The sequence below is a fragment of the Neobacillus sp. YIM B06451 genome (genome assembly GCF_032667185.1).
Lineage (GTDB): Bacteria > Bacillota > Bacilli > Bacillales > Cytobacillaceae > Bacillus_D.
On the sequence record NZ_JAVFKJ010000007.1, the window covers coordinates 83,819 to 109,266 of the forward strand.

Genomic DNA, 25,448 nt, shown 5'->3' on the forward strand with positions numbered 1-25,448 from the left:
AAAGAACATGCAACAATTTTTTACATATGATAGCCGCCTTGGCATTCCAATTCCCACTTTGGAGAAGAATCTTGCGCAATACAGCCCAGATATTCAAGAAAAAATCCTCTTTTCATGGGAGCAAATCCGGGGAGCGATTCCTGACCGGATCAAGGAACTTGAACACTCCATCAATGAAAAACAGGTTGCCCTTTCAAATGAAAGCAACTTTGAGAAATCATGTGAATTGAACACCGAAATTGCCGGCCTTGCCTCGATTATCAACGATCTTTGGCTATGGTACAGGGCTTCCGATGCAATCGCCGAAGAGAAAATGCATAACTAAAGAAAAGCTCCCGCAATGGGAGCTTCTCATTTGTTTCCGGCCTGAGGATTTAAAGCATTCGCGTCCCCTGAACGGGATGTTGGCGAAATCATCATTCTTGAATTAAGCAAGGTCTTTTTTAAGTTCTCTGACGACATGCCCGATTTCAGGAATGATCAACTTGTTCATGGCAAGCTTTACCGCGCCTGAAGAACCAGGAATGGAAAAGACCGCCCGGTTGTTTACTACTCCTGCGGCAGCCCGGGATAGGATTGCGGCCGAGCCGATATCCTCCTGGTAACTTAGCATCCGGAACAGTTCCCCGAAACCCGTAATCTCCTTGTCAAAAAGCTTGGTGACCGTCTCAATCGTAACATCACGGACAGCGATGCCAGTCCCTCCGTTCGTCAGGACAACATCAACTTCCGGGTCCGCACAACCCCTAAGAACTTCCTTCTCAATTAGCTCGGCTTCATCTTTTACAATCGTATACGCCGACACTTTATGTCCGTTTGATTCGAGAAATGAAATAATCAATTGGCCGCTTTTGTCTGTTTCCTTATCCCTTGTATCACTTACTGTTATAACCTTGCAGGAAACCGATTTTGGCGCTTCCTTTTTATGTTCCTGGATACTCATGAACGTCCCTCCCTGTCCATAAGATAGCGCAGCCTGTAGTAATTATGTGAAAACTCGGTTACCCTTCTTGTAAGCTGATAATTTGAGACCGCCCCAATAGCCATACTTACAAGCGGAAGGCCCTGGACCATTCTTTTTCTGAAAAGGGCAATGACCGTTCCTTTCAGGAGCTGTCTCATGGGCATTTCCAGCCAGGTCGAGTCGGTTAATTGATCATTTCCCTCATAAAAATACTGGTCCCTTTCACCCTTCAATTCTTCCAAAAGCTGTTCCCAACTCTCCCCCTGCAGCCTTAGAGGGAGTGTTGCCGTATGGAAAACTTTTAGTGAAGTCATCATCTCAAATGGAGTGTTCACTTCGTATCCATACGTCATCGCCAATAACTGGACAGCGCGGAGGTTGATGACTGCCATCGCTGGTATGTCGACTCCAAGAAGCAGCGCTCCGCCCGTACCCGACATTCCTCCCTGGGCAAAAGAATAAAGCCTGTGCCTCGCAATCTGCTGTTGGGCAATATAATTCAACTGGTCTATTTCCAAACGCTTCAGGTCTTCTATCCTCTCAACCCCGCTGTCGAATACCCTTGCAGCAGCAAGAATCCTCTCCTTGGCGTCAAGCTGGAATTGGGCTCCCTGGATGATTGCATTCAGATGGAATAGCCAATTATCAACTAGCGAAAAAAACTGGCTGCGCGCTTCTTCCGGAAGCATTGAAAAACCGGTTTCCAAATACCTTTCATACGTAATCCGAAGATCATTCGGTTCGTAGTCTAGAAGCTTTTTTTCCCAGTCCTTAATCTCGGCAAGGACAGTCATTTCCCTGTCTGTCAGCGGCATGGATGGCCCTCCTATCGAAAACTTTCCTACAGTATAGCACAACTTGGGAATTTTAAAGATATCGGAAACTCCCTGAAGGACATCTCTGTTTATTACCCCCTAATCGGTGTTTGAGTGACACCTTTTTACGTTTTCGGCTAATCATTGTCGCTCATTCGGATTTGAGTGACACCTTTTAAGGATTTCTCCAAATCTTTGTCGCTCAAACGAATTTGTGCGACACCTTTTAAGGATTTCGGCAAATCTTTGTCGCTCAAATGGATTTGAGTGACACCTTTTAAGGATTTCTCCAAATCTTTGTCGCTCAAACGAATTTGTGCGACACCTTTTCAGGATTTCGGCAAATCTTTGTCGCTCAAATGGATCTGAGTGACACCTTTTAAGGATTTCTCCTAATCTTTGTCGCTCAATCAGATTTGAGTGACACCTTTTTGGCGTTCCGGCACATCTTTGTCGCTCAAACGAATTTGAGCGACACCTTTTAAGGATTTCGGCACATCTTTGTCGCTCAAATGGATTTGAGTGACACCTTTTAAGGATTTCTCCAAATCTTTGTCGCTCAAACAGATTTGAGTGACACCTTTTTGGCGTTCCGGCAAATCTTTGTCGCTCAAACGAATTTGTGCGACACCTTTTAAGGATTTCGGCTAATCTTTGTCGCTCAAACGAATTTGAGTGACACCTTTTCCGGATTTCGGCTAATCTTTGTCGCTCAAACGGATTTGTGCGACACCTTTTTGGCGTTTCTCCAAATCTTTGTCACTCAAACGGATTTGTGCGACACCTTTTTGGCGTTTCTCCAAATCTTTGTAGCTCAAACGGATTTGTGCGACAGCTTTTTTGGATGTTGGCTAATCTTTGTCGCTCAAACAGAAATCAGAGACATATTTTAATCAATCTTCCTCACTCACCCATTTGCAGTGCGCACCGGCCGCCTAATTAAAGTGGATAACAAAAAAGCTGCACCCTTTAGAGGTACAGCTAACGTTTGCCTGTCAATTAGTCAATGTTACCGAGGCGCATTACATCCCTGGCAATCATTACTTCTTCATTCGTTGGAATGACCAATACCTTAACAGGTGAATATGGGTAGTTAATGAAAGCCTCCTGGCCCCTGATTTTGTTGAGCGCTGGATCCCAATATACCCCCATAAATTCAAGCCCTTTTAGGACCCTCGCCCTTATTGTCTCACTGTTTTCACCGATGCCCGCGGTAAAGATGATCGCATCGACGCCGGACATACGTGCTGCATAGGAACCGATATACTTATGGATCCTGCCAGCGAATACTTCAAGGGCTAGCTCCGCCCTTGGGTTTCCTTCCCCCGCCTCGTTCTCAATATCACGAAGGTCACTCGAAAAGCCTGATACGCCGAGCATTCCGCTCTTTTTATTTAGGACATCAAGAACTTCGTCTGCTGTCATCCCCGTTTTCTCCATGATAAATGGAATTAAAGCGGGATCAATATTTCCCGAACGAGTTCCCATTGTAACACCGGCAAGCGGCGTAAAGCCCATTGAAGTATCTAAGGATTTACCCTTGTCTATAGCAGCGATACTCGCCCCGTTCCCAAGGTGGCACGAAAGCAGCCTTAGCTGTTCCACTGGGCGGCCAAGCAATTCCGCGGCCCTTCTTGAGACGTATTTATGTGAAGTTCCGTGAAAACCATACTTCCGGATGCCGTACTTTTTGTAATACTCATATGGAAGGCTGTACAAGAAAGAGCTTTCTGGCATTGTTTGATGGAAAGCCGTATCAAATACCGCAACCGCCGGAACCTCGGGCAGGACCCTTTGGAAAGCAAGGATGCCTGTAATGTTGGCCGGGTTGTGAAGAGGGGCCAGTTCGGACAGTTCCTGAATTTTTTCAAGCACTTCCCCATCAATCAAGGCAGAATCGTTAAATTCTTCTCCGCCATGGACAACACGGTGCCCTATCCCCGATATTTCATCCAAGGAAGCAATTGCACCTTTTGAGGTTAGCCTGTCCAACAATAATTTTACTGCTTCTTCATGATCTGGAATGTTTGTTGTTTCCTTCAGTTTTTCATTGGAAACTTCCATGCTGAAAAGAGAATCGTTAAGGCCAATTCTTTCAATTATTCCTTTTGTAATAACTTCTTCACCTGGCATATCAAGCAACTGAAACTTCAATGACGAGCTTCCCGCATTGATTGCTAAAATTTTCGGCATTTCTAACCTCTCCTTTGATGTCAGTCATTGCCTTGCAGGGATTCCGGATGCAATTCGATGGCCAGGTTTGGTCGTTCGGCTTTTTGCCGGGTCGAAAGCCTGCAATTAGGCAACTAAAAAACATTCTCGATTTCAGTTTACCCACTACCCAAGAGACATTTCAAGGATTATAGGTAAATTGTCAAGTTTAGAGAAAAAGTTCCTCAATTCAGTCAGTTTGCACTATTCGCACTAAATAGCAAATTCTTCCTTGCCGAAAACTCCTGCTCATTTGTTTTCGGCAATCCATTGGTTGATCTTAGCCAGGATCTTCTCTGTTCCAGCTTGATTTGAAAGGGAAGGAAGTTCGGCAAGCAGCGCTTGCTTTGGCGGAACTGTCCCGTCGCCAGCCTTCTGCAAGATTAATATGCTTTTAGCCGCCTGGCTGGATTTGAACATGGAAAGAGGCAATTGAAGGATCCCCTGGATGTGCGCATTTTTTTTCAAGTACTCACGAAGTTTTGGTGCTTCCGCGCTTTCAAACAAGCCGTTCGGGATGATAAAAAAGTGGTATCCGCCCGGCTTTGTAAGTTTCATGCTTTGTTCGATAAAAAGGTGATGCGAATACGAATGTCCTTCCGTCGCTGCTAGTTCATAGTCAGCCGCCCTAATATCGTCCGGATAATAGCCTACAGGCAGATCGGAAACGACTACATCGACTGGATCGATAAAAACCTGTTGAAGGCTGTCCTGATTGAAAAGCTGAATCGAATGCTCCTGCAGATTTGCATTTACATAGGCAAGCTTGATTAAGATATCATCGATTTCGAGGCCAGCCGCTTCAATTTGCTTCTGTACTTGTTGGTTGATTACGGTCGCAAGCAGATTTCCCGTTCCAACGGCAGGGTCAAGTATCCGGAATGATTGTTTCCGGACGAATTTTAGGACAAGATATCCGATTAGCATCCCAACAGAATCGGGGGTCATTTGATGATGTGGCTGGATGTTTTCCTTCATTCCTTTTAAAATGGCAAGCTGGAAGGCTTTCCTAATCTCTTCTTTCGAAAAAGCCTCTAGTCTGATTGCCTCGTAACTTTTCTTAAGCCGCTTGGCACTCAGTTCGCTTATTTCATCCTGCAAAACGGTACCATGGAAGAGGTTCTCCCCCGTTTCCGCTAGGGCTTCCAAATAAGTACAGGAAAGTTCATCCTGGATAATGGAAGAGGTTTCGTTAAAAACGGTAAACAAACGTTCTACCGGAGATGGTTTCATATCTTCTTTCCTCCGTCAGGTCAATTCTCTTTTCCAATTCTATCTTCTTTTGAACTACGCCACAAGTGTGGTGAATGGCTGCCTTTTTATTTTTCCAAAAAGCAAAGCCCCGGAAATTCCGGGGCCGCATTTCTCACTATTCCGCTTTTTTGGCAGCTTCGAGCGCCGCTTCATAATCCGGGTGGTTCGTTGCTTCGCTTACATACTCCGCATAGGTAACGGTGCCATTGGAATCAACCACGAATACTGCCCTTGCGAGAAGCCTTAATTCCTTAATAGCAACCCCAAATGCTTCACCGAAGGAAAGGTCTCGGTGGTCGGATAGCGTCTGGACATTCTCGATTCCATTCGCTCCGCACCAGCGTTTCTGCGCGAATGGAAGGTCAACGCTGATTGTAAGTACCTTTACGTTGCCAAGGCCTGAAGCCTCTTCATTAAAGCGCCGGGTCTGGGCGTCGCAAACTCCTGTATCCAGTGAAGGAACAACAGAAATGAGCCTTACCTGCCCTTTTGAATCTTCAAGTGTCACTTCTGACAAATCATTTGCAAGGACCGTGAATGAAGGTGCCTTATCTCCTACTTTTACCTCATTGCCAAGCAGTGTTACCTGATTGCCTTTAAATGTAATCGATGCCATCCCCAATTTCCTCCTTTGTCCAACTATGTACAGAGTAAATATAACTTTTCACATACTCTTTTGCAAAAGATATACATTGCAAAGAGTCCCCTAAAAACTTTTATGCAATTCATTTTTTTCCACTTTTCGAAAAATAGATGTATGATTTGGTTGTTTAAAAAGAAATCCGGAGGGAGAATAATGGCAGATTTAAAACTGGACCACATTGTCCATTATGTCAATGACCTGGATACCAGCATCCGACTTTTTAATGAAGCTGGGCTTGCCGCATCGAGGGGAGGATCCCATACGAAATGGGGGACCCATAATGCACTTTGCTATTTTGGGCTTTTTTATGTTGAATTTTTAGGAATTGAAAGGCCTGAATATGCGATGAATCCTAAAGAACCAAACCTTCTTGTTGAGGACGCGTTAAAATTGCTGCCCGCCCGGGAGATTTTCGGACGGATTGCCTTGCGGACAGACAACCTGGATGAAGTTGCCGCTTCCCTTTCTTCAAAAGGAGCGGCGTTATCTCCTATTAAAGACGGAAAACGCATGAATGCGCAAGGCCAATTGATAGAATGGCGCATGATGATGATTGAAGGGAATTTCAATGGCCTCGTATATCCATTCATTATCGAGTGGAAAGGAAGGGATGAGGACCGATTCCGGGAAATGGCCGAAGCGGGGATCATCAAGCCCCATCCAGCAGGGGAAGTCGATTTCGATAGTGCTATATTTGAGGTTTCCGACCCATTGGCAACAGCGGACAGATGGCGAGAATTGTTCGGCATTCCATACGAAATAACGGCTAATGGTGATTCAGCGGTTTTGATGCTCGATGGCAAACCCCTCATGTTTATCAAAGGGGATAAAAACAATCTCTCGTGTGTCGTTTTTCATACAAGCACGGCCTCATTAAAGGGGACATCCATGTTAGTTGGCGAAGGTGAATATGTATTTAAGTAAGAAAAAGGACAAGCGGGTTCCCTGCTTGTCCTAGTACACAGTTAAATGTCAAAATCCGAGCTGTCCTGCTTACCTTTTTGTTTACTGTCCTGTTTGCCATTTTCATTGTCATCGTCATTATCATTGTTCTTGTCTTTATTGCCCTTTTTATCATTGCTATTGCTATTTTCCTTGTTGTCCTTGCTCTTTTTTTCCTGTCCGCCTCCGGATTGGGCCATTTTGGAAATCATTTGCTGAACCTTGTCGACCGCCTGTGGGGCTGTTTCAAGAATCCGTTCAAGCAGATGGGTGCTCTCATCCAAATGGAGCATTTTTACCCCTTGCGAATTGACAATCAAAAAGGCGATTGGGGTAATGGACACTCCTCCCCCGCTCCCTCCGCCAAAGGGGTGTTTGCCACCTGAGTCTTGGCCGCCTCCATCACTTTTAAATTCAGTCCCACCGGCCGCAAAACCAAAACCTACTTTTGAAACTGTAAGAATGACACTGCCATCGGGCGTCTCAACCGGATCGCCAATAATCGTGTTCACGTCAATCATTTCCTTCAGGCTCTCCATTGCCGTCGTCATCAATCCCTGAATTGGATGGTCAGACATACATACGTTCCTCCTTATCTCAAACAGCTAAAGTGCTAATCAAATTCAAGCGGCAGCCCATTTGGAATCTTTCCGCGCCTGGCTTTCTTCACAAATTTATAAACCTTTATTCCTGCCGAAATAGCTTTCCCTGCCCTGAAAGCAAACATACATGAAAGCATGGTTGCTGATATCCTATACTGGAAATAAGGAGTTACACTAATGGCAGGGCTTGCTTTCAGATTCACTGTTTCAGATAGCAGTCCGATGATGATTCCTTTTGCGGCCCAAATCGCTCCCGATACGATCCCTGTTAGCGCGGCGTCGCCTGCTCCGGCGGCGGTCGACCATTCAAACTGCCTGACCGTCACTGATTTTAAAAATCCCTTTAGCCCTTTATAGGTATGAAGGAACTTCTCCACAGCTTTCGTTCCTTCTCTCATTCCGTTCAACAGGCTCTCTGCGGTTTGCCTCTCTCTTGGCTTCCCATTCCCGGCCCCTTTCTCGAGGTTTTTCGAATCTTCCGGTTGTTCGGCGAAGAGCTCTGTAAAATCGGAAAATGTCTTTTTATATTTTATAAGTCCGAAAAATGCTTTGCATTCTATCGTCAGTTCTGTCGTTCCCCCATATGACCTGAAGCTGGCTGAAACGATAATGTTCATGAATAGCAAAATGGACCCAAGCAGAAAAACACCGAAGATAATGGCGACAATCCAAGCCAACTTACCCACTTCCTTTCGGGATTTGAATATCCACTAAGCGTTTCCTTTTAAAGGTTTACTTCTATCGTTTCCAAAAAAAGAAAAAACCTGCGCGGAATTCCACGCAGGTTCAATTCGTCTGTTTATCTTCTTGTATGGACCACGATCGTATCGGCGAATAGATCGTGAAGGGCCTGTTTTTTTGGATGGAAGGCTGGGATGAGGTAAAGAACGATGATGGTGGAGGAAATGAACCGGCCAATCCACTCCCTGAACAGGATGTCCATCCAGGTAAGCCTGCCTCCATTTACTCCTATGACGGCCAGGCCAAACACCATTTTCCCGAGCGTTTGCCGGAAGTATTTGGTCATAAGCACGAAATACAAATAAAAGATGGCTGCCGAAACAATCGTTCCTACAGAGAACAGTCCTCCCGACATTTCAATATCCAAAAGCCGTAATACTGGCTTGGCCAAAAGCCGGAACAGGCTTCCAATAACGATTAAATCGAGCAAATAAGCCCAAAACCTCATCCAGAAACCCGCAAAGCGGATGGGCGGATTATTGGTTTCTACCACGTTTCCCCTTATTTCCGGCTTCATATTCTCATCTTTGGCTCCAGGGTGAATGCTCTGATTATCCAGTGTATCATTTTGCTCCATGCTGCATCCCCCTTACTCGGTATATAGATACATCAGGCGCGGGGAGTTTGTCTTCGAAAGGAACTGGAGAAGGCCCTGCAGTTCCGAATCACCGCTTAAAAGGCTTTTTGCCTTCATGCTAAACAAGGATCCGAAGCCAATCCCGTCTGTATACCTGACAACCTTCGCGCCGTTTAGGTTTTTGTCCTTCTTCAATTGGGCTATCGTATCATCGAGATAGCCGAACCCGTCGATCAACCCAAGCTCTTTTGCCTGGCGCCCATCGTAAACTCGGCCATCAGCAATCTTTTTGACCTGGTCGACCGGCATGTTTCGCCCCTCGGAAATTACGTTTACAAATCCTTCATAGGAATTATTGATCATGCTTTGAAGGATTTTCTTTTCTTCCTCCGTCATTTCCCTCGCAGGGCTCATTATGTCTTTGTATGGTCCGCTTTTGATTGTCATGAATTCGACCCCATATTTCTTCGCAAGGCCTTCATAATTGATTCCCTGCATAATAACCCCAAGCGAGCCGGTCAAAGTTTCCGGGCTTGCAAAAATTTTATCAGCCGGCGCCGATATATAGTAGCCCCCCGAGGCGGCCATGGATGCCATTGATATGTATACAGGTTTCTTTTTTCCCTTTTGGATTGAAACAATCTTATCATGAATTTCAGCACTCTCGACAACCCCTCCACCCGGAGAGTTGACCCTGATGATGATTCCTTTTACGTTCGGATCGTCACCGGCATCTTCAAGCTTTTTCATAAAAGTATGATGGTTATAGCCCTGGCTTCCCCAAAGCGGCGTTGACTCGCCTGTATCCTGGATTGTGCCGTTCACATCGAGGACAACGATTTTTTTAAATTCATTGCCTTCCTCTAGCACTTCTTCCGCATAGCTTTTTTGGGTAGGGGCGAAAAGGTCCCCTAAGTCATTTTCGACCCCTTTAATGGCAAAACCCGACAAAACATTGACTAACACCGATATGATAAATAGGCCGGCTGCAATCCCAAGAGCCGCCCATCTTTTTCCACTCATTCAATCATCTCCCTTTTCCACGCTTCTGTCGCTGACTATTTGAAAATAAGCCAAGAAATGCTAAACTTGATAAGAAACAATATTAGTTTACCAAATGATTGGCCTAAAGGATACCATTTAACTACTAGCTGCACGGAGGAGGACTAGGGATGGCTAACCGAAGAAATCTATTCTTTTACCATAAGCGGGATTCGGATATTCTTAAAAAAGCTGCACCGCTTTATGACTTGGCCGAAGAATACGGCTTTACGCTTGTCAAGGATTACAGGGATGCAAACATCATTACTAGCATCGGTGGAGAAGGGACTTTTCTCCAGGCTGTCAGGAAAACAGGATTCCGTGATGATTGCCTGTATGCCGGCATCACGACATCCGATAGTTTGAGTATGTATTGCGATTTCCACATTGACGACATTGGAAAAATGACCGAGGCTGTCTCAAATGAGCAGATAGAGGTAAGGCGCTACCCAACCATAGATGTAACGGTAGATGGGGAAACAACCTTCCAGTGCCTGAATGAATTCAGCATCAGGTCGGCAATCGTAAAAACCTTTGTCCTAGATGTGTTCGTGGATGACCTCCACTTCGAAACCTTCATGGGAGACGGTATGATTGTTGCCACTCCTACAGGCAGCACAGCCTATAACAAATCCATTAATGGCGCTGTTGTCGACCCACTGCTCCCCTGCATCCAGGTAAGCGAGCTGGCATCTGTCAACAACAACCGATTCAGGACATTGGGCTCCTCGTTCATCCTGGGCGGCGATCGCACATTAACCCTTAAGGTAGGCAAAAACGGGAACGACTATCCAACAATGGGAATGGATAATGAGGCTTTGAGCATCCAGCATGTAGAAAAAGTCGAAATTAAACTAAGCAATAAAATCATCAAAACAGTTAAGCTAAAGGACAACTCGTTCTGGGAAAAAGTAAAACGCACCTTCCTATAAGAGCCGAAAAGCATCCGCCTTTATTAATGGCGGATGCTTTTTTTCATGAATGTTTGCGGATCTTCATCCCCAAGGAGGAAAAAAGCTTTGTCCTCGAAAGGGAGTATATGGTGAGCGCCGACCAAATGAAAATGAAGGATAACAACTGAAGCCCGGTAAAATGCTCGCCATATACAAAAATCCCAAGCATAAGTGAAAGTGTTGGTGCGATGTACTGAAGGAAACCGAGCATGGAAAGCGGAATCTTCTGGGCCCCTCCTGCAAACAACAAGAGCGGAAGCGCGGTTGCCGCCCCCGTGGTGGCAAGGAGCAGGTGTGTTCCAATGCCAAAGTGAAGAAAAGCGGACGTCCCGTCTTCCAAAAGGAATAGAAGATAAACAGCGGCAATGGGTGTAACCACCATTGTCTCCAATGTCAGCCCTACGGCAGAGTCAACTTTAATGAGCTTTTTCGCCAATCCGTACAGCCCGAATGAAAATGCAAGCGCCAAGGCAATCCATGGAATCCGGCCATAGGAAACGGAAATAATCGCCACACCTATAAGTGCAAGCGCGAATGAAGCATATTGCGCCCCATTGAGCCTTTCTTTCAGGACAATCAGGCCGAGGACAACACTCACAAGGGGATTGATGTAGTACCCGAGGCTCGCTTCAATCATTTGGCCGCTGTTAACCGCCCAAATGTAGACAAACCAGTTGATGCTGATCAATATCGAAGCAATAGCCAACGCATAGAGTTGTTTTCTTTCCGATTTAAAACTTTTCAGAATGCCCAAAAAGGAGGAAAGTTTTTTTGTAAAACTCAAAACGAAAAGCATAAATATGAACGACCAGAAAACCCGGTTTGCAAGGATTTCAATCGCACCGACATCTCCAAGGAGTTTCCAGTAAATTGGCAGCAGGCCCCAAAGCAAATAGGAAAATCCCGCCTGATATACGCCAGTTCTGATAGTTTTGTCCCCCATATCTTTCGCGCCTCTATTCTTTCTAGTTTCGAAATATTACACATTATACACACTATACGTGGATTTGGGGGATATTTTCAACTCATCTTTTTTAATTTGCCATTACATCTATGGCCGGTCGCGATTATAAACAATTTCTTCGCCAATTACTGTCATGACTGCTTTTGTTTCATGGATGGATTCCGTTGGGGTGGCAAAAATATCTCTGTCCAGGATTGTAAAGTCAGCCAGCATCCCTTCCTTGATCATCCCCCTGTCGTTTTCATGCAATGCGGCATAAGCGCTCCCTTTTGTAAAGAGGCTGACTGCTTCGTACACGGATAAGGCTTCTCCCGGTCCATAAACCTTTCCGTTCACAGTCCGATTGACCGCGGCGGCAATGCCCAAGAAAGGGTTCGGGTACTCAATAGGGGCATCCGATCCCCCCGAGCACGGAATCCCGCTATCGAGAAGCGTTTTCCATGCATAGGAATATCGCATTCGATCCTCGCCGACCCTGTCGATCACCCACGGGTAATCAGACAGCATGAAAACAGGCTGCAAATCAAGGACGAGAGGCAGTTTTTTGGCCCTTTCGATAAGGTCTTCCCGAAGGATTTGGGCATGGATAAGCCGATCACGTCTATCTCCCTTTAAAGGATTTGCCTCCAGTGCATCAAGGCAATATTCAAACGCCAGGTCCCCGATTGCATGAATGGCCACAGGCATTTGATACTCCCGCGCCTTACCAACAAGCTCGGAAAGCTCTTCCTTGCTAAAAATAGCAACACCGGACGTTTCAGGGGCATCGCTGTATGGTTCGCTTAAAAGCGCCGTCCTTCCGCCAAGGGCTCCGTCGGAAAAAATTTTCATTGCCCCAAACTCAATCCATTCATTTCCAGCCAAATACGTATGGTCGTTCGAAATAAAATCATCGAGCACGCCATGATGGACAAGTAAATGGGCCCTAAGTTTCAGGCCATCCTCCTCGATCGCACGTTTGAAGACACCGTATGTTTTTTCAAAGCCGCCATAATAATTCAAATCCTCCGTATGTACACCGGTTATTCCAAGGCTGTGTAAATCTTTTATGGATGCTTTGATTGACCGGATCAAATACGATTCAGTTGCTTCCGGCATAATGGAGTAGACAAGTTCCTGGGCACTGTCCTTTAAAATTCCGGTAAGCCGCCCGGAAGGATATTTTTCAATGAGCCCGCCCGGCGGGGACAAGGTTTCTTCGTCCACCCCAGCAGCCTTTAGTGCAATCGAATTCGCCACACACGCATGGCGGCAGGTCCGCTTCAGAAGCACTGGCCTGTCTGGGACGCACTGATCGAGTTCATCTTTGTTTAATGGTTCGCCCGTCTTCCAAAGATTTTCATTCCATCCTTCCCCTATGACCCATTCCCCGGGCTTAAGCCCCATGGAATATTCCTTAACGGCATGAAGTGTTTCTTCCCTGCTTTTGCAGCTGGAAAGATCAAGCCTGATGAGTCGTTCCCCATGGCCAATCAGGTGGATATGGCTGTCAACCAGCCCGGGAATCATCGTGCATCCCCTTAAATCTATCCGTTTATCTATCTTAGCATTCGCTGTGCCTTCAAGTTCCGCAAGCTTTCCCATGCTAATAATTCTGCCGTTTTCGGTCAGTACCGATTCAACTTTTTTCCCTTCTTCGGCCAATGTATATATTGGCCCTCCAAACCAAAGTGTCGCCATTCGAATAGCTCCTTTACCCTCTCAATTAGGAAGCAGGCGGCTGGCCGCCTGCTTCCACGGATATTTATTTGTTTCCTACCGAAGCCAGTTCCTTCTGCCGCAATTCAACCCGGCGGATTTTCCCTGAAGTCGTCTTTGGAAGTTCATCAAGAAATTCAATTTTCCTCGGGTATTTATATGGGGCTGTAAGAGCCTTTACGTGTTCCTGAAGCTCCTTGATTAATGCCTCTTTCTCAATCGGCGCCTCATCTTTCAGCACAACAAAAGCTTTCACTATATTCCCGCGGATTTCATCGGGACTGGCAACCACCGCGCATTCCCTGACAAGCGGATGCTTGATAAGTGCGTCTTCCACCTCGAAAGGGCCGATTGTATAACCTGAACTGATGATGATATCATCGCCACGGCCCTCAAACCAGAAGTAGCCGTCTTCATCCTTTTTCGCCTTATCGCCAGTAATATAATATTCGCCACGGAACTGCATGGAAGTCCTTTCCGGGTCCTTATAGTATTTTTTGAACAAGGCGGGGGAGTCAACATGGACCGCAATGTCGCCAACCTCTCCCGGCTTGCACATCTCCCCATCCTCATTGATTATCTCAACCTTGTTCCCCGGTGTAGGTTTGCCCATTGACCCCGGCCTAAGTTCCATTTCTTTCGTAATTCCAACAAGGAGCGTATTTTCGGTCTGCCCGTAGCCATCACGGACATTTATATCAAAATAGTTCCTGAAAATATCAATGACTTCCCTGTTGAGGGGTTCCCCAGCGGATACGGCGCTATGAAGTTTCGGAAGGCTATAGTCCTCGAGATTTTCAGCTTTCGCCATTAGCCTGTATTCCGTCGGTGTACAGCAGAGCACGTTCACTTCATATTTTTCAAGAAGCCTCAGGTATGTTTTCGGGTCAAACTTGCCATGATAAACAAGGCCCGCCGCCCCCGACCCCAGGACGGAAAGGAACGGGCTCCAAATCCATTTTTGCCATCCTGGGCCGGCCGTTGCCCAGACGGTATCCGTTTCCTTTATGCATAGCCAATGCTGCGCGGCTGTCCTCAAATGGGCATATGCCCAGCCATGTGTATGGACAACGCCTTTGGGATTTCCAGTTGTTCCGGACGTATAGGATAAAAACGCCATATCATCCCGTGTTGTTTTTGCCAAAGCCATCTCGGAAGATGCAGCTTCCATTCGCCCATCAAGATTCTCCCAGCCATCCACCTGTTTGCCAACCGAGAACTTTATCAGGCCAGGCTGTACTAAGTTTGCGAATTCCCCTGTGAATGGGTAATAACTTACCACGGCTTTCACATCACCATGGGTAATCCGGTACTGCAGATCTTTTTCCCGAAGCATTTCCGAACTCGGGATAACCGCAAGCCCGGCTTTTAGTGCCGCGAGGTAAACGACATATGCCTCAATCAAGCGGGGAATGACGACGAGGACTGTATCTCCCTTTTGCAACCCGGATTCGAGGAAAACATTTCCTGCTTTATTTACTTTTTTGATTAACTCCCTGTATGTAACCTTCCTGGTATCGCCTTCTTCGTTTTCCCATATAAGGGCCGTTTTGTCGCCGGTCCCTGAAAAACGCTCTACTTCCGAAACAAGATTGTACTGTTGTGGAGCAATCAAGTCTTCTCGGTTCATCATTGTCCCCTCCTATTTTTTTGTATCGCCTCTATTATATAAAATTTTTGAAATATTTTAAATTTCCAACCCGTTCTCTCCAAATTAAAAAAGGAGCGGTTTTACCCGCTCCTTGTAGCCATGTTATTAAATTTTGTTACCTGGCAAAGCCTCCGCCAAGTTGTTGCTGAGCCATAGAAACGAGGCGCTTAGTGATTTCACCACCGACAGATCCGTTAGCGCGAGAAGTAGTTTCTCCACCAAGGTTAACGCCGAATTCTTGAGCGATTTCTACCTTCATTTGGTTAAGAGCTTGCTCAGCTCCTGGAACTAGAAGTTGGTTGCTGTTGTTGTTAGCCATGTGATTTCACCTCCTTGTGAGTATATAATGTGTAATCTCACAAGGGTTCATTCAATGCACGTTATGGTAATTGTTCACAAAATGTTAGAAATTTTGGTAGTACTTAAAATAGCTCCTCCAGCCCTTGGTTCCTGTCGCCGAATCCAGGCGTCACCCTGATTGTTTCAGTGCCTTCAATAGCCCGTTCAACAATCGGTTCAAAATCGACAAAGCTTTCGTAATGGATCACTTTATCTTTTTTTGGTTTCGTTTTTGGTGATGATGGCACAAAGATTGTACAGCAATCCTCGTAAGGAAGGATTGAAGTTTCGAATGTTCCAATTTCCTCGGCCATTTTGATGATTTCCGTTTTATCCATCGTAAGTAGCGGCCTTAGGACAGGCGTATTTGTGACCTCATTGATTGCGTACATGCTTTCCAGAGTCTGGCTTGCCACCTGGCCAAGGTTTTCACCAGTAACAATGGCCAACCCCCCATGTTTTTCACGAATTGCGTCCGTAATCTTAAGCATGAACCTTCTCGTCGCTGTCATCGAATAGTTTTCCGGAATTTGATTCTTAATCGTTTGCTGGAGCTCCGTAAATGGAACGATATGAAGGAGGATTTCCCCACTGACTTCGGCTAGCTTCTCGACAAGGTCAATGACTTTCTGTTTTGCCCGTTCACTTGTGAACGGCGGGCTATGGAAGTGGACAGCTTCAAGTTCGACTCCCCGCTTCATCATCATGAAACCTGCCACAGGGCTGTCAATCCCTCCCGATATCATCAGCATTGCCTTCCCTCCGGTGCCAAGCGGCAGCCCGCCTGCCCCAGGTATCGTTATACAGGAAAGGTAAACGGCCTCTTTTCTTACTTCAATCAGGAGGTTGATGTCCGGGTTCTTTACGTTTACCTTTAACCCAGGGAAATTTTTGAGGATAAAGGCGCCAAACATTTGGTTGATGCCATCCGTATCAAGCTCAAATGTTTTATCCGACCGTTTGGCTGTAATCTTGAACGTTTTTCCTTCCTCATACACCGATTCCATAAGTGAATGGGCAGCCGCTTTAATGGAATCTATATCCCGTTCCGACCTAATCGCCGGGCTAAGTGACTGGATGCCGAACACATTCTTCAATTTGCCGGTTACCACTTTGCTGTCTTCACCGTTCAACAAAATTTGCATCCTGTCCCTGCCAGCGTCAATTTTAATGGCACGGTGTCCGGAAAGGGCGTGCTTAATCGCTCTTTTTAGCCTATCTACAAATTTACCCCTGTTCCTCCCTTTTGTTGATATCTCGCCATATCGAATAATAATCAAATCATATTTCATTTAACTCAGAACCCTTCCCAGTCTCGAAACTGTTTTTTCAATTTCTTTTAAAACTTCCTTTGCCTCTTCCATCGTATTTTCAAAGGACAGGCTAATCCTAACCGCGCTACCCGCGACAGCGTCCGTTACGCCCATGGCTAGCAATGTTTTACTTGCCGATTTTTTCTTCGAAGAACATGCGCTTGTTGTTGACAAATAGATGTCCTGTTCTTCGAGGGCATGTACGAACGTTTCGGACTTAATTCCCGGTACAGAAAAATTGATGATATGCGGTGCGGCACCGTCCACCGGTGTGTTGACAATAATACCATCGAGTTCACGAAGTCCTTCGATCAGGAATTTCCGAATATCGAGCAGAACCGGAAACCTTTGTGCCTGTTTATCGAGCGACATCCGGAGAGCCTTGGCCATGGCTACCGCACCCGCGGGGTTTTCAGTTCCCCCGCGCTGGCCCCTCTCCTGGCTCCCCCCGGATAAAACGGACTCCAGCTTGACGCCTTTTTTCACAAAAAGCCCGCCGCTGCCTTTAAGCCCATGGAATTTATGAGCGGAAAAAGAGTACATGTCCACACCCGCCTTCCTCAAATCGAGAGGCAACTTACCAGCCCCCTGGACTCCGTCAACATGGAATAGAACCTTTGGATAGCTCCGGATTATTTCACCGATTTCCAAAATGGGCTGAATAGTGCCAACTTCATTGTTCACATGCATGACAGAAACTAGTATCGTTTCGTCCGTCAGCGATTTCCTGATGTCTTCTGGGTTAACTCTTCCTTCCCTATCCACAGGAACAAATGTTACTGAAAAACCATGTTTTTCAAGCTGGAGCATTGATTCCCTTACTGAGGCGTGCTCCGACGCAGTCGTAATCAAATGCCTTCCTCTATTTTTATAGGCGAAGGCCGTACCCTTTATCGCGAGGTTATTGCTTTCTGTCCCCCCAGAGGTAAACGTTATTTCATCAGGGTCCACCCCGAGCAAGCCGGCGATTTGCGCCCTGGCCTGGGAAAGCAGGCGTTCTGTTTTCGCGCCTATCCCATGGAGCGAAGAGGGATTTCCAAAAAACTCCTCTGAAACCTTTATAAATGATTCAAGTACTTCTTTGTATGGTTTAGTAGTAGCGCTATTGTCAAAATAAATCATGGCTTACCTCCGTTTCCAGTAACGGAAATTCAACTTTTATTTATAATGTAATCCCAAAAAAGGCGATTATCCAGTGAAACCTTTCTTAGCATATCCCACAAAAGCCGAACTTCCAACCCTGTTTTAAAAAGCTTTATATTTGCTGTTACTAATGCAGTTGAGTTTTACCACTTTATAGCGAGAAAAAATAGTACCATAATCCCATTAAGCATAAAAAAGGACCGGGCGGCAACTGCCGCTCAACGGTCCAATGATATTAGTCATTAGAAATGAACATTTCAATTTTTTTGATGGCACCAGGGTCGATTTCTTCGATGGACGTTGCTGCCTGTTCAAGAGCGGCTTGGTACTCGTAATTACGGAACAGCTTTTCCGCTTCCGAAAGCCCTTTTGCAACCGAAGGATATTTACTCCGGTACCTGTTGCCGTATTGGATAACCCTCTCGGCGAGAATTACATTTTCCACCATTTCCTTCGTCGTCTCAGCCAGCTTTTCGATCGTCAATTCGGCGATTTCAAGATACTGTTTCACAGCATCCATATCGAGCGGTTTTTCTTCCAGCTTGAGTTCTACATTTTTAATGCTTTCGTTCCCGTCCTCAAGTAGGTACGTGTACGTTTCCGGAAGGCCCGGGATATTGCTGCGGGCGACCATTCTTGAGGTTTCGCCAATCTTCCTGATCAATTCCCTAACTGTCTCCCTTGCGTCCATCTCGTCTTTACGCAAAGCACTTAGCCTTGTTGAGAAGACCTTTTGATCCTCCTGGAGGGCTTCAAGCTCCCTCTTGATTTCGTCAAGGTCGGCGCTTAAGGAAGTTTGGGCCGTCTCATTCAATTTTATCTTTTCATTTAAAATCTCGAATCGTTTGGCAAGTTCGGATAACTTCTTATCAAATTTCCGCTGTCCTGCAAGATCCTTTTCCGATAAATGATACGTTTCCTGGACGTGTGCCACTTCGGATTTCAGGATGTTGTTTGTTTCAAGGACCGATTCGAAAACGTCTATGGAGCTTTCCTGATTTTGCTTGATGAATTGCCTTGCGTTTACTTCCTGTTCAAGCAGGTCCATAAGGGCGTCAATTCTGTTCCGAATTCCTTTGATTCCTTGCTCGACTTTTTCGATCTGGACTTCCTCGACCATGGAAAGGTAAACGGCAAGCTCCTGTTCCAGTTTTTCCGCTTCGCCTTCAAATTCGAGATGGGCTAGATAATATCCCTTCGAAGCCATCTCCCTGTATCCGGCAATCATTTCAGCTATTAGCGATGGTACGAGCGACTGGCATTCAATCAATAGCTCGGGAATGCGGTTCATTTGCATCTCTGCGTCCTCAAGCTGCTGACGAAGCAGGATGACCGTTTCCCTAGCCTGGAGGTAATCGCCATTAGCGGTCCTCTCCTCGAATTCCTTAAATCTGGCTGCCGCTTCATCAAGGATTTCCTCGAGCCGCTTTTCCGCTTTTCCAAAACTATGCCTGTGGGCAAGGAGGGTTTTCTTCAATTTCCGGTACATTTCCCTCAGACCTTCAATTTCGGTCCTGTTTTTTTCCTCACTGCCTACCAATTCATTCAGTTCGGACAAAATCCGTTTGATAAACTCTTCCGTCTCTTCCAGTTTCGCCTGGATGGCGAGCCGGACCTCTTTCGCTTTGCCAAAACGGTACTTATCTATGTATTCCTCACCATCGAACAGCATTTCCTCCACCTGGGGCAGCATGACCGTCACGACTTCATCCCACTCGCTCCGCCAGCGTTCGAACAGCTCTTCCGTCTGGCCGGTCATGTTCAGCTGTTTGACCCGGGACATTTCCGCGAGGACAGGCCTGTCCATAATATCAAGCTTCCATGCTTCAAGCTTGTCGATCTCCTTGTAATGCTTCCGTTTTATAAAATACCCCGCAATAAACAATGCGATTGCCAGGAAAATAAATCCGATTATGTACTCCATAGTATCCCCCTGCGTCATATATGAACGACAAAAACGTCGATTATGATAAAAAATTGCCTATTTAACCCGTTTTATTGCCTCTATGATACCATGTAAGCGACAATTTTTGACTATTAATTTGATAATTTTTAAAAAAATCCTTTTCCGGGGGCTAACAAGCACCTTCTTCCCCCAAAAAAGGATATATTTATTCAACTACAATGTGGGCGGAATTGCAAATGATATCCCGTCTTTTTGCACCAAAAAACACCCTCTATTCGAGGGGTTTTTTCACGTTCGGCCCGTCATGGACGGACTTGGTTTTCAATTTCGGAAAATGGATGATTCCCTGCTGGATATGTTAGGATACAGCTACTGGCTTATTTTCCAAAACAGCGGCGTCAATCCATGAAAGGATATGCTCAAGGTATTTTTCCATGAAATAACGTTCATGGGGGAATACATGAAGCACTTCCGTAATATAGTGCGGGTTAAGGAACGGCATGGAGAGCTGGCCCTTTAACTGGATCATCGCATAGGCGGGAGAAAGCTTCCGGAACTCCCCTCTTTCCATCCCATTTTCAAAGATGACATGGAAGTAATATTTCTCCTTTTGGTAATAAGTCGACATGATTTCCCGTACTGTCTGGGAATCAAGGGACATTTCCCTGACAATGAACCTCGACATGTGAATATCGGAAAATTGATAATAGAGGATACCTTCGATCACCTTTTTTAAACAGGCTGAAGGGCTTTCTTCAAGGAGGGGAAGGGCTAATTCAATTTGCTCGAGATAGTGTTCGAAATAGGTTGTCAGGCAATGCTCCAGCAGCCCGAGCTTATTGTCAAAATAATAGCCGATATTGGAGGGATTGATGTTTGCTTTTGCCGCAATATCCCTAATGGATGTCCCTGCAAACCCCTTTGTATTAAAAAGTGAAACCGCAGCGGTGATGATCGTTTCTTTTGAATTTTTCCGCATTTCGCAGACCTCCCGGATTATGGGCTCCTCAATTTACAGACTTCCCTGATTGTTTCATTCTTTGTCCCCCTGCTGCTTTCCTTTAAGAGTTTGTCGACATTTTCACCCATAGCGGCGCATTTTTTGTTAAAATAAGTGGAAAACTACCGAAGGCCAGGTGAGAAAAATGTTCAATGTTCAAATGTATAACGGAACACGCCAAGAGAATTACACTCTTGTCATAAAACAACTAAACGCCCTTCTTGAAGGCGAGAATAACACGATTGCCAATTTGGCCAATGCCTCCGCGCTATTGAACCAGTTTCTTGACAGGCTTAACTGGGTCGGGTTTTATCTCGTAGAGGGAGAAAATGAACTGGTGCTTGGACCGTTCCAGGGTCTTCCGGCCTGCGTACGGATTCCATTCGGCAAAGGCGTATGCGGTACTTCCGCGGTGAAAATGGAAACGATAAGGGTTGAGGATGTCCATCAGTTCCCGGGTCATATTGCCTGTGATGCCGCCTCCCAATCCGAAATCGTCATTCCCCTTATTAAGGATGGACGCCTTCTTGGAGTCCTAGATATCGACTCCCCCGAGAAGGACCGCTTTGATGAACTTGACCAAGAGATGCTCGAGAAATTTACCGCGGCGCTTGTCGCCCATCTTTAATCAGGCTGACGGTTCCTGATTCAGATACGATGGAAAGTAAAAAGGCAGGGAAACCGGATTGGCCGGCCCTGCCTTTTTTCCATTTTCTCGTAAACCGGGTGTGCCAAATCTAGTTCACCGGTTAAATTTTAGCAAAGGCTTGCTCGAGGTCATCCCGGATATCTTCCCATGCTTCAAGCCCAACCGACAGCCTGATAAGTGTGTCGGTTATCCCCATTTTTTCCCGATCCTCCGGCGAGACGCCAGAGTGGGTCATTGTCGCGGGATGCTGGACGAGCGTTTCCGCATCCCCAAGGCTTACCGCTATCTTTATTAGCTGGAGTTCGTCCATGAATGCCTGGGCGGTTTCCTTCGTGCCCTCCACTGCAAAGGAAATGAGTCCGCCGGGCTTCTTCATTTGCTTTTCACAAATGTGGAAATCGGGATGGGCGGGGTCTCCCGGGTAGTGTATGGACGATACTTTCGGATGCTCTTTTAAATAGGAAAAAATCTGTTTGGCGTTTTCACAGTGGCGGTCCATCCTGACAGCCAATGTTTTGATTCCCCTCAATAAAAGCCAGGCATCGAATGGAGAAATGACACCGCCAATATCCTTTTGCGCAGACATTGCCACCTTATTCATAAACTCTGCCTTACCGGCGGCGACTCCGGCGATGACATCCCCGTGCCCGCAAATATATTTCGTTGCGCTGTGGAGTGAAACATCACAGCCGAGGGCGAGGGGATTTTGAAGATAAGGAGACGAAAATGTATTGTCAACAACGACCGGAATGCCCTTTTCTTTTGCGATATCCGCTACCATTTGCAAATCAACCAGTTTCATTGTCGGATTGATCGGCGTTTCAATTAAAACGCAACACGTCGTATCCCGGATGCTTTCTTTTACCTGTTCAGGTGTCTCCATGGGCGAAAAACTGTGGGTGATTCCGAAGTTCTCTTCCATTAACTTCAACAGGCCGTACGTACAGCCGTAAACCCCCTGTGAACAAAGAATGTGGCCGCCTGATTTTGCAAGTGTGAACAGGATCGCGGACACGGCTGCCATCCCTGAAGAAAATGCCAGTGCTGCTTCCCCGCCCTCCAGTTCGGCAATCCGATCTTCTAGCGCCTTTATAGTCGGGTTTCCAAGACGCGTATAAATATAGCCATCCTCTTCCCCTGCAAACCGTCTTCCACCCTGTGCCGCGTTATCGAATACAAACGTGGACGTCTGAAAAAGGGGTGGTACCAGGCTTCCTTTGTGCTCTTTGGGCGAATAGCCCGAATGGATCATCCGTGTTTCCAAGTGAAGGTCTTTTTCCCGCATAAATGACTCCTCCTTATGTAAACGCTTACAAGCTACCTATCTACAGGATATGAGAAAAAGAAGAAATATGGAAGTAAAAGTTTGCAGACAAATGTTAGCCTTGACTTATCATGGAGAAAAATTATATAATACTCTTTGTGTAAAATATTGCAGCCTATGTGAACCCATTATGGCTCTCATTTTGTTCCTCACACTAGAAAAGCGCAAGTGACCGTTTACGTCGCTGGAGCTAGACAACTAGAAAAGCGCAAGTGGCATTACTGTCGCTGAAGCTAGACAACACGAGACACAAATGTGATGGTGCATCTTGTAACCCTATGCTGCTGGGGCGAGGGTGCATGAAAACAAAATGGCCCATATTGATGATTCATACGGTTTTTATTTTACCAAAATAAAAACACAAGGAGGAGTCTTTCATGGCTCGATACACCGGCCCAAGCTGGAAAATTTCCCGCCGTCTTGGAATTTCCCTAAGCGGTACAGGAAAAGAATTAGAAAAGCGTCCATACGCACCAGGACAACATGGTCCTAACCAACGCAAGAAGCTTTCCGAATACGGATTGCAGCTTCAAGAAAAGCAAAAGCTTCGTCATATGTACGGAGTGAACGAGCGCCAATTCCGCACTTTGTTTAACAGAGCCGGAAAAATGGCTGGCGTTCACGGCGAAAACTTCATGGCTCTTCTTGAATCACGCCTTGACAACGTTGTTTACCGTTTAGGCCTTGCCCGCACACGCCGCGCGGCACGCCAGCTGGTAAACCACGGCCACATCCTTGTTGATGGATCCCGCGTTGACATTCCGTCATACCGCGTATCACCAGGCCAGACAATCAGCCTGCGTGAAAAGTCCCGCAACCTGGATGTTGTGAAAGAATCTTTGTCAGTGAACAACTTTGTTCCTGACTACTTGACTTTCGATGCTGACAAGCTTGAAGGCACATTCACTCGCCTTCCTGAGCGTTCCGAGCTTCCAGCTGAAATCAACGAAACTCTTATCGTCGAATTCTATAGCCGTTAATCGGCCATTTAAAAAACCCGATCCGTTCAGGACCGGGTTTTTTTCTTGTCTAAAACAATTTTCCGATAAAGATAGCTTAAATAAATATAGACAGCGAGGACGATAATTGCGGGCAAAACCCTTTCAATCCACCCCCCGTCAGCCAGCAGCAACGGCCCTACGCCAAAAAAGGTGACCAGGGCAAAAAGTATAAGGAAAATAAGATTCCATACCCACTTCATTCGCCAACCCTCCCCTTCTTTCCATTATAGGGCCGAAAGAAGGAAAGGTTCCGGTTTTGGCAATACCGTTATTAATATTCTTCTGTTTCCAAAAGGGTTAATTAAAACAGCCGCAGGCCTGAGCGCTTGCGGCTGTTTCGAACTTAATAGTTAATCAGGAAGTACTTCTTTTTCCCTCTCCTTATAATCGTGAATCGGCCATCGATCCTGTCGGTTTCAGCCAGCACATAGGCGGAATCAGTAACTTTTTCACCGTTAAGCGAAACCGCGCCGGTTGTAATATCTTCGCGTGCCTGCCGCTTTGATGGCGAAATTTTCGCCGCCACTAGCAGGTCGACAAGGTTCTCTTCACCCGTGAATTTGTAGGAAGGGACATCCTTGAAACCTTGCTCGATTTCCGAAGCGTTCAGGTTCCTTACATCGCCGCTGAACAATGCGGCCGAAATCCGGATTGCCTGATCTAGCGACTCCTGCCCGTGTATGAGGCGGGTCATCTCTTCAGCAAGTGTTTTTTGCGCCTTACGGAGATGCGGCTCTTCCTGGACCGATTTTTCAAGTTCCTCAATTTCTCCGTGTGATAGGAAAGTGAAGTATTTCAGATATTTTACGACATCCGCATCTGCTGTATTGATCCAGAACTGGTAAAACTCATAAGGCGTTGTTTTTTCAGGGTCAAGCCAGACAGATCCGCCCTCGGTCTTCCCAAACTTAGTGCCATCCGCCTTCGTCACAAGCGGAATCGTCAGCCCAAATGCTTTCGCGTCCGGAACCATTTTCCGAATCAATTCAAGCCCTGTTGTAATATTGCCCCATTGGTCGCTGCCGCCAATTTGCAGCCTGCAATGATGGTTTTCATACAAGTGCTTAAAGTCCATCCCCTGGAGGATTGTGTAAGTAAATTCCGTAAAGGATATGCCCGATTCCAGCCTGCTCGCGATGGTGTCCTTGGAAAGCAAGTAATTGATGCCGATATGCTTCCCGTAATCCCGCAGGAATGTGATAACATCCAGCGATTTTGTCCATTCGTAGTTATTGACCATGACGGCGCCATTTTCGCCTTCAAAATCAAAAATGGCTTTGAGCTGCTCCGTCAAACACTCAACATTATGCTGGACCGTTTCGATGCTTTGAAGCGTCCTTTCTGTGTTTGGCTTCGGATCGCCAATTAGGCCTGTTGCCCCGCCGACAAGGACAATCGGGCGATGGCCTGCCTGCTGGAATCTCCTCAGTGTCAAAAATGGCATCAGGTGCCCGATGTGCATGCTATCTCCAGTCGGGTCCATTCCGCAGTACAAGGAAATTTTCTCGCTGCCAAGGGTCTCCCTTAACCCTTCCTCATCTGTCTGCTGGTAAATGATGCCCCTCCACTGTAAATCCTCCAATAAATTCATCATACATCCTCCTGTTTTTTCAAAATAAAAACGCCCCTGCATTAAATGCAGGGACGCTAAAATCGCGCGGTACCACCCGGCTTGGGGAAAATTCCCCCACCTCAAGGGATAACGGACCATGTCCGT

27 protein-coding genes and 1 other annotated feature (1 of these 28 cut by a window edge) are annotated in these 25,448 nt (G+C 46.2%); of the genes, 5 read left to right on the forward strand and 22 right to left on the reverse strand.

Translation table 11 applies throughout. The features are described from left to right. Window positions 1-7 precede the first annotated feature (7 nt). Entirely contained in the window at window positions 8-325 is a 318-nt protein-coding gene (locus tag RB160_RS13525; protein ID WP_316570961.1) for a hypothetical protein, read from the forward strand. A 102-nt stretch (window positions 326-427) separates the two neighbouring features. Here the strand turns inward: RB160_RS13525 and RB160_RS13530 are convergent, their stop codons facing one another. From RB160_RS13530 to tpx, 7 genes are all read right to left on the reverse strand, one after another. Further along, the gene (locus tag RB160_RS13530) at window positions 428-943 is read right to left on the reverse strand and encodes a MogA/MoaB family molybdenum cofactor biosynthesis protein (RefSeq protein WP_316570962.1); all 516 of its coding nucleotides are present in this window, start codon (window positions 941-943) and stop codon (window positions 428-430) included. Then, complete coding sequence (locus RB160_RS13535) at window positions 940-1,779, reverse strand: EcsC family protein (protein WP_316570963.1); 840 nt, start codon at window positions 1,777-1,779, stop codon at window positions 940-942. Before RB160_RS13535 ends, RB160_RS13530 begins: the two co-directional genes overlap by 4 nt. Before the next feature lie 137 nt (window positions 1,780-1,916). Continuing rightward, a complete protein-coding gene (locus RB160_RS13540; RefSeq protein WP_316570964.1) occupies window positions 1,917-2,087 on the reverse strand; it encodes a hypothetical protein in 171 nt (56 codons plus the stop codon). 102 nt (window positions 2,088-2,189) lie between these two features. Further along, the gene (locus RB160_RS13545; RefSeq protein ID WP_316570965.1) at window positions 2,190-2,393 is read right to left on the reverse strand and encodes a hypothetical protein; all 204 of its coding nucleotides are present in this window, start codon (window positions 2,391-2,393) and stop codon (window positions 2,190-2,192) included. Between the two features lie 385 nt (window positions 2,394-2,778). Next, window positions 2,779-3,972 carry an acetate kinase gene (locus tag RB160_RS13550; RefSeq protein WP_316570966.1) on the reverse strand — a complete coding sequence of 398 codons (1,194 nt, stop codon included), beginning with the start codon at window positions 3,970-3,972 and terminating at the stop codon, window positions 2,779-2,781. Between the two features lie 267 nt (window positions 3,973-4,239). Then, complete coding sequence (locus tag RB160_RS13555) at window positions 4,240-5,223, reverse strand: class I SAM-dependent methyltransferase (RefSeq protein ID WP_316570967.1); 984 nt, start codon at window positions 5,221-5,223, stop codon at window positions 4,240-4,242. 136 nt (window positions 5,224-5,359) lie between these two features. Next, window positions 5,360-5,860 carry a thiol peroxidase gene (gene tpx / locus RB160_RS13560; RefSeq protein WP_316570968.1) on the reverse strand — a complete coding sequence of 167 codons (501 nt, stop codon included), beginning with the start codon at window positions 5,858-5,860 and terminating at the stop codon, window positions 5,360-5,362. Between the two features lie 180 nt (window positions 5,861-6,040). Between tpx and RB160_RS13565 the strand changes: the two genes are divergently transcribed. Further along, window positions 6,041-6,811: a VOC family protein gene (locus RB160_RS13565; protein ID WP_316570969.1), complete on the forward strand. Its 771-nt coding sequence runs from the start codon at window positions 6,041-6,043 to the stop codon at window positions 6,809-6,811. A 41-nt stretch (window positions 6,812-6,852) separates the two neighbouring features. On the opposite strand, the gene ytfJ is transcribed toward RB160_RS13565, so the two are convergent. The 4 genes from ytfJ to sppA all read right to left on the reverse strand — a co-directional run bounded on the left by ytfJ (window position 6,853) and on the right by sppA (window position 9,772). After that, complete coding sequence (gene ytfJ / locus RB160_RS13570; RefSeq protein ID WP_316570970.1) at window positions 6,853-7,407, reverse strand: GerW family sporulation protein; 555 nt, start codon at window positions 7,405-7,407, stop codon at window positions 6,853-6,855. Between the two features lie 35 nt (window positions 7,408-7,442). After that, the gene (locus RB160_RS13575) at window positions 7,443-8,108 is read right to left on the reverse strand and encodes a DUF2953 domain-containing protein (protein ID WP_316570971.1); all 666 of its coding nucleotides are present in this window, start codon (window positions 8,106-8,108) and stop codon (window positions 7,443-7,445) included. 122 nt (window positions 8,109-8,230) lie between these two features. After that, on the reverse strand, window positions 8,231-8,689 hold the full coding sequence (locus RB160_RS13580) for an RDD family protein (RefSeq protein ID WP_316571068.1): 459 nt from the start codon (window positions 8,687-8,689) through the stop codon (window positions 8,231-8,233). 72 nt (window positions 8,690-8,761) lie between these two features. Continuing rightward, the gene (gene sppA, locus RB160_RS13585; RefSeq protein WP_316570972.1) at window positions 8,762-9,772 is read right to left on the reverse strand and encodes a signal peptide peptidase SppA; all 1,011 of its coding nucleotides are present in this window, start codon (window positions 9,770-9,772) and stop codon (window positions 8,762-8,764) included. A 149-nt stretch (window positions 9,773-9,921) separates the two neighbouring features. On the opposite strand from sppA, the gene RB160_RS13590 reads away from it, so the two are divergent. Then, complete coding sequence (locus RB160_RS13590) at window positions 9,922-10,722, forward strand: NAD kinase (RefSeq protein ID WP_316570973.1); 801 nt, start codon at window positions 9,922-9,924, stop codon at window positions 10,720-10,722. A gap of 43 nt (window positions 10,723-10,765) precedes the next feature. On the opposite strand, the gene rarD is transcribed toward RB160_RS13590, so the two are convergent. The 8 genes from rarD to refZ all read right to left on the reverse strand — a co-directional run bounded on the left by rarD (window position 10,766) and on the right by refZ (window position 20,736). Beyond that, window positions 10,766-11,686 (reverse strand): EamA family transporter RarD, encoded by a 921-nt coding sequence (rarD, locus tag RB160_RS13595; RefSeq protein WP_316570974.1) that lies wholly within the window; start codon window positions 11,684-11,686, stop codon window positions 10,766-10,768. A gap of 108 nt (window positions 11,687-11,794) precedes the next feature. Next, entirely contained in the window at window positions 11,795-13,387 is a 1,593-nt protein-coding gene (locus tag RB160_RS13600; protein ID WP_316570975.1) for an amidohydrolase, read from the reverse strand. Between the two features lie 64 nt (window positions 13,388-13,451). Next, the gene (mbcS, locus tag RB160_RS13605) at window positions 13,452-15,035 is read right to left on the reverse strand and encodes an acyl-CoA synthetase MbcS (protein ID WP_316571069.1); all 1,584 of its coding nucleotides are present in this window, start codon (window positions 15,033-15,035) and stop codon (window positions 13,452-13,454) included. Window positions 15,036-15,171: 136 nt separating this feature from the next. Continuing rightward, window positions 15,172-15,375, reverse strand: a complete 204-nt coding sequence (locus tag RB160_RS13610) for an alpha/beta-type small acid-soluble spore protein (RefSeq protein ID WP_316570976.1) — start codon at window positions 15,373-15,375, stop codon at window positions 15,172-15,174. Between the two features lie 103 nt (window positions 15,376-15,478). Next, complete coding sequence (thiI, locus tag RB160_RS13615) at window positions 15,479-16,687, reverse strand: tRNA uracil 4-sulfurtransferase ThiI (RefSeq protein ID WP_316570977.1); 1,209 nt, start codon at window positions 16,685-16,687, stop codon at window positions 15,479-15,481. Beyond that, window positions 16,688-17,830, reverse strand: coding sequence for a cysteine desulfurase family protein (locus RB160_RS13620; RefSeq protein WP_316570978.1), 1,143 nt, complete (start codon window positions 17,828-17,830; stop codon window positions 16,688-16,690). It abuts the gene before it with no gap. 256 nt (window positions 17,831-18,086) lie between these two features. Beyond that, window positions 18,087-19,775, reverse strand: coding sequence for a septation ring formation regulator EzrA (ezrA, locus tag RB160_RS13625; RefSeq protein ID WP_316570979.1), 1,689 nt, complete (start codon window positions 19,773-19,775; stop codon window positions 18,087-18,089). Between the two features lie 340 nt (window positions 19,776-20,115). Then, window positions 20,116-20,736, reverse strand: a complete 621-nt coding sequence (refZ, locus tag RB160_RS13630) for a forespore capture DNA-binding protein RefZ (RefSeq protein WP_316570980.1) — start codon at window positions 20,734-20,736, stop codon at window positions 20,116-20,118. Between the two features lie 166 nt (window positions 20,737-20,902). Here refZ and RB160_RS13635 point away from each other — a divergent pair, with 166 nt between their 5' ends. Beyond that, window positions 20,903-21,385: a GAF domain-containing protein gene (locus tag RB160_RS13635; protein ID WP_316570981.1), complete on the forward strand. Its 483-nt coding sequence runs from the start codon at window positions 20,903-20,905 to the stop codon at window positions 21,383-21,385. 121 nt (window positions 21,386-21,506) lie between these two features. Here the strand turns inward: RB160_RS13635 and megL are convergent, their stop codons facing one another. After that, window positions 21,507-22,691 carry a methionine gamma-lyase gene (megL, locus tag RB160_RS13640; RefSeq protein ID WP_316570982.1) on the reverse strand — a complete coding sequence of 395 codons (1,185 nt, stop codon included), beginning with the start codon at window positions 22,689-22,691 and terminating at the stop codon, window positions 21,507-21,509. Window positions 22,692-23,107: 416 nt separating this feature from the next. Between megL and rpsD the strand changes: the two genes are divergently transcribed. Next, window positions 23,108-23,710 carry a 30S ribosomal protein S4 gene (gene rpsD, locus RB160_RS13645; protein ID WP_316570983.1) on the forward strand — a complete coding sequence of 201 codons (603 nt, stop codon included), beginning with the start codon at window positions 23,108-23,110 and terminating at the stop codon, window positions 23,708-23,710. Window positions 23,711-23,736: 26 nt separating this feature from the next. Here the strand turns inward: rpsD and RB160_RS13650 are convergent, their stop codons facing one another. Both RB160_RS13650 and tyrS read right to left on the reverse strand, forming a co-directional pair. After that, on the reverse strand, window positions 23,737-23,931 hold the full coding sequence (locus RB160_RS13650) for a DUF6954 family protein (RefSeq protein ID WP_316570984.1): 195 nt from the start codon (window positions 23,929-23,931) through the stop codon (window positions 23,737-23,739). A 143-nt stretch (window positions 23,932-24,074) separates the two neighbouring features. Further along, the gene (gene tyrS / locus RB160_RS13655; protein WP_316571070.1) at window positions 24,075-25,322 is read right to left on the reverse strand and encodes a tyrosine--tRNA ligase; all 1,248 of its coding nucleotides are present in this window, start codon (window positions 25,320-25,322) and stop codon (window positions 24,075-24,077) included. A gap of 46 nt (window positions 25,323-25,368) precedes the next feature. Continuing rightward, window positions 25,369-25,448, reverse strand: a binding site (T-box leader) (it continues 134 nt past the right edge of the window).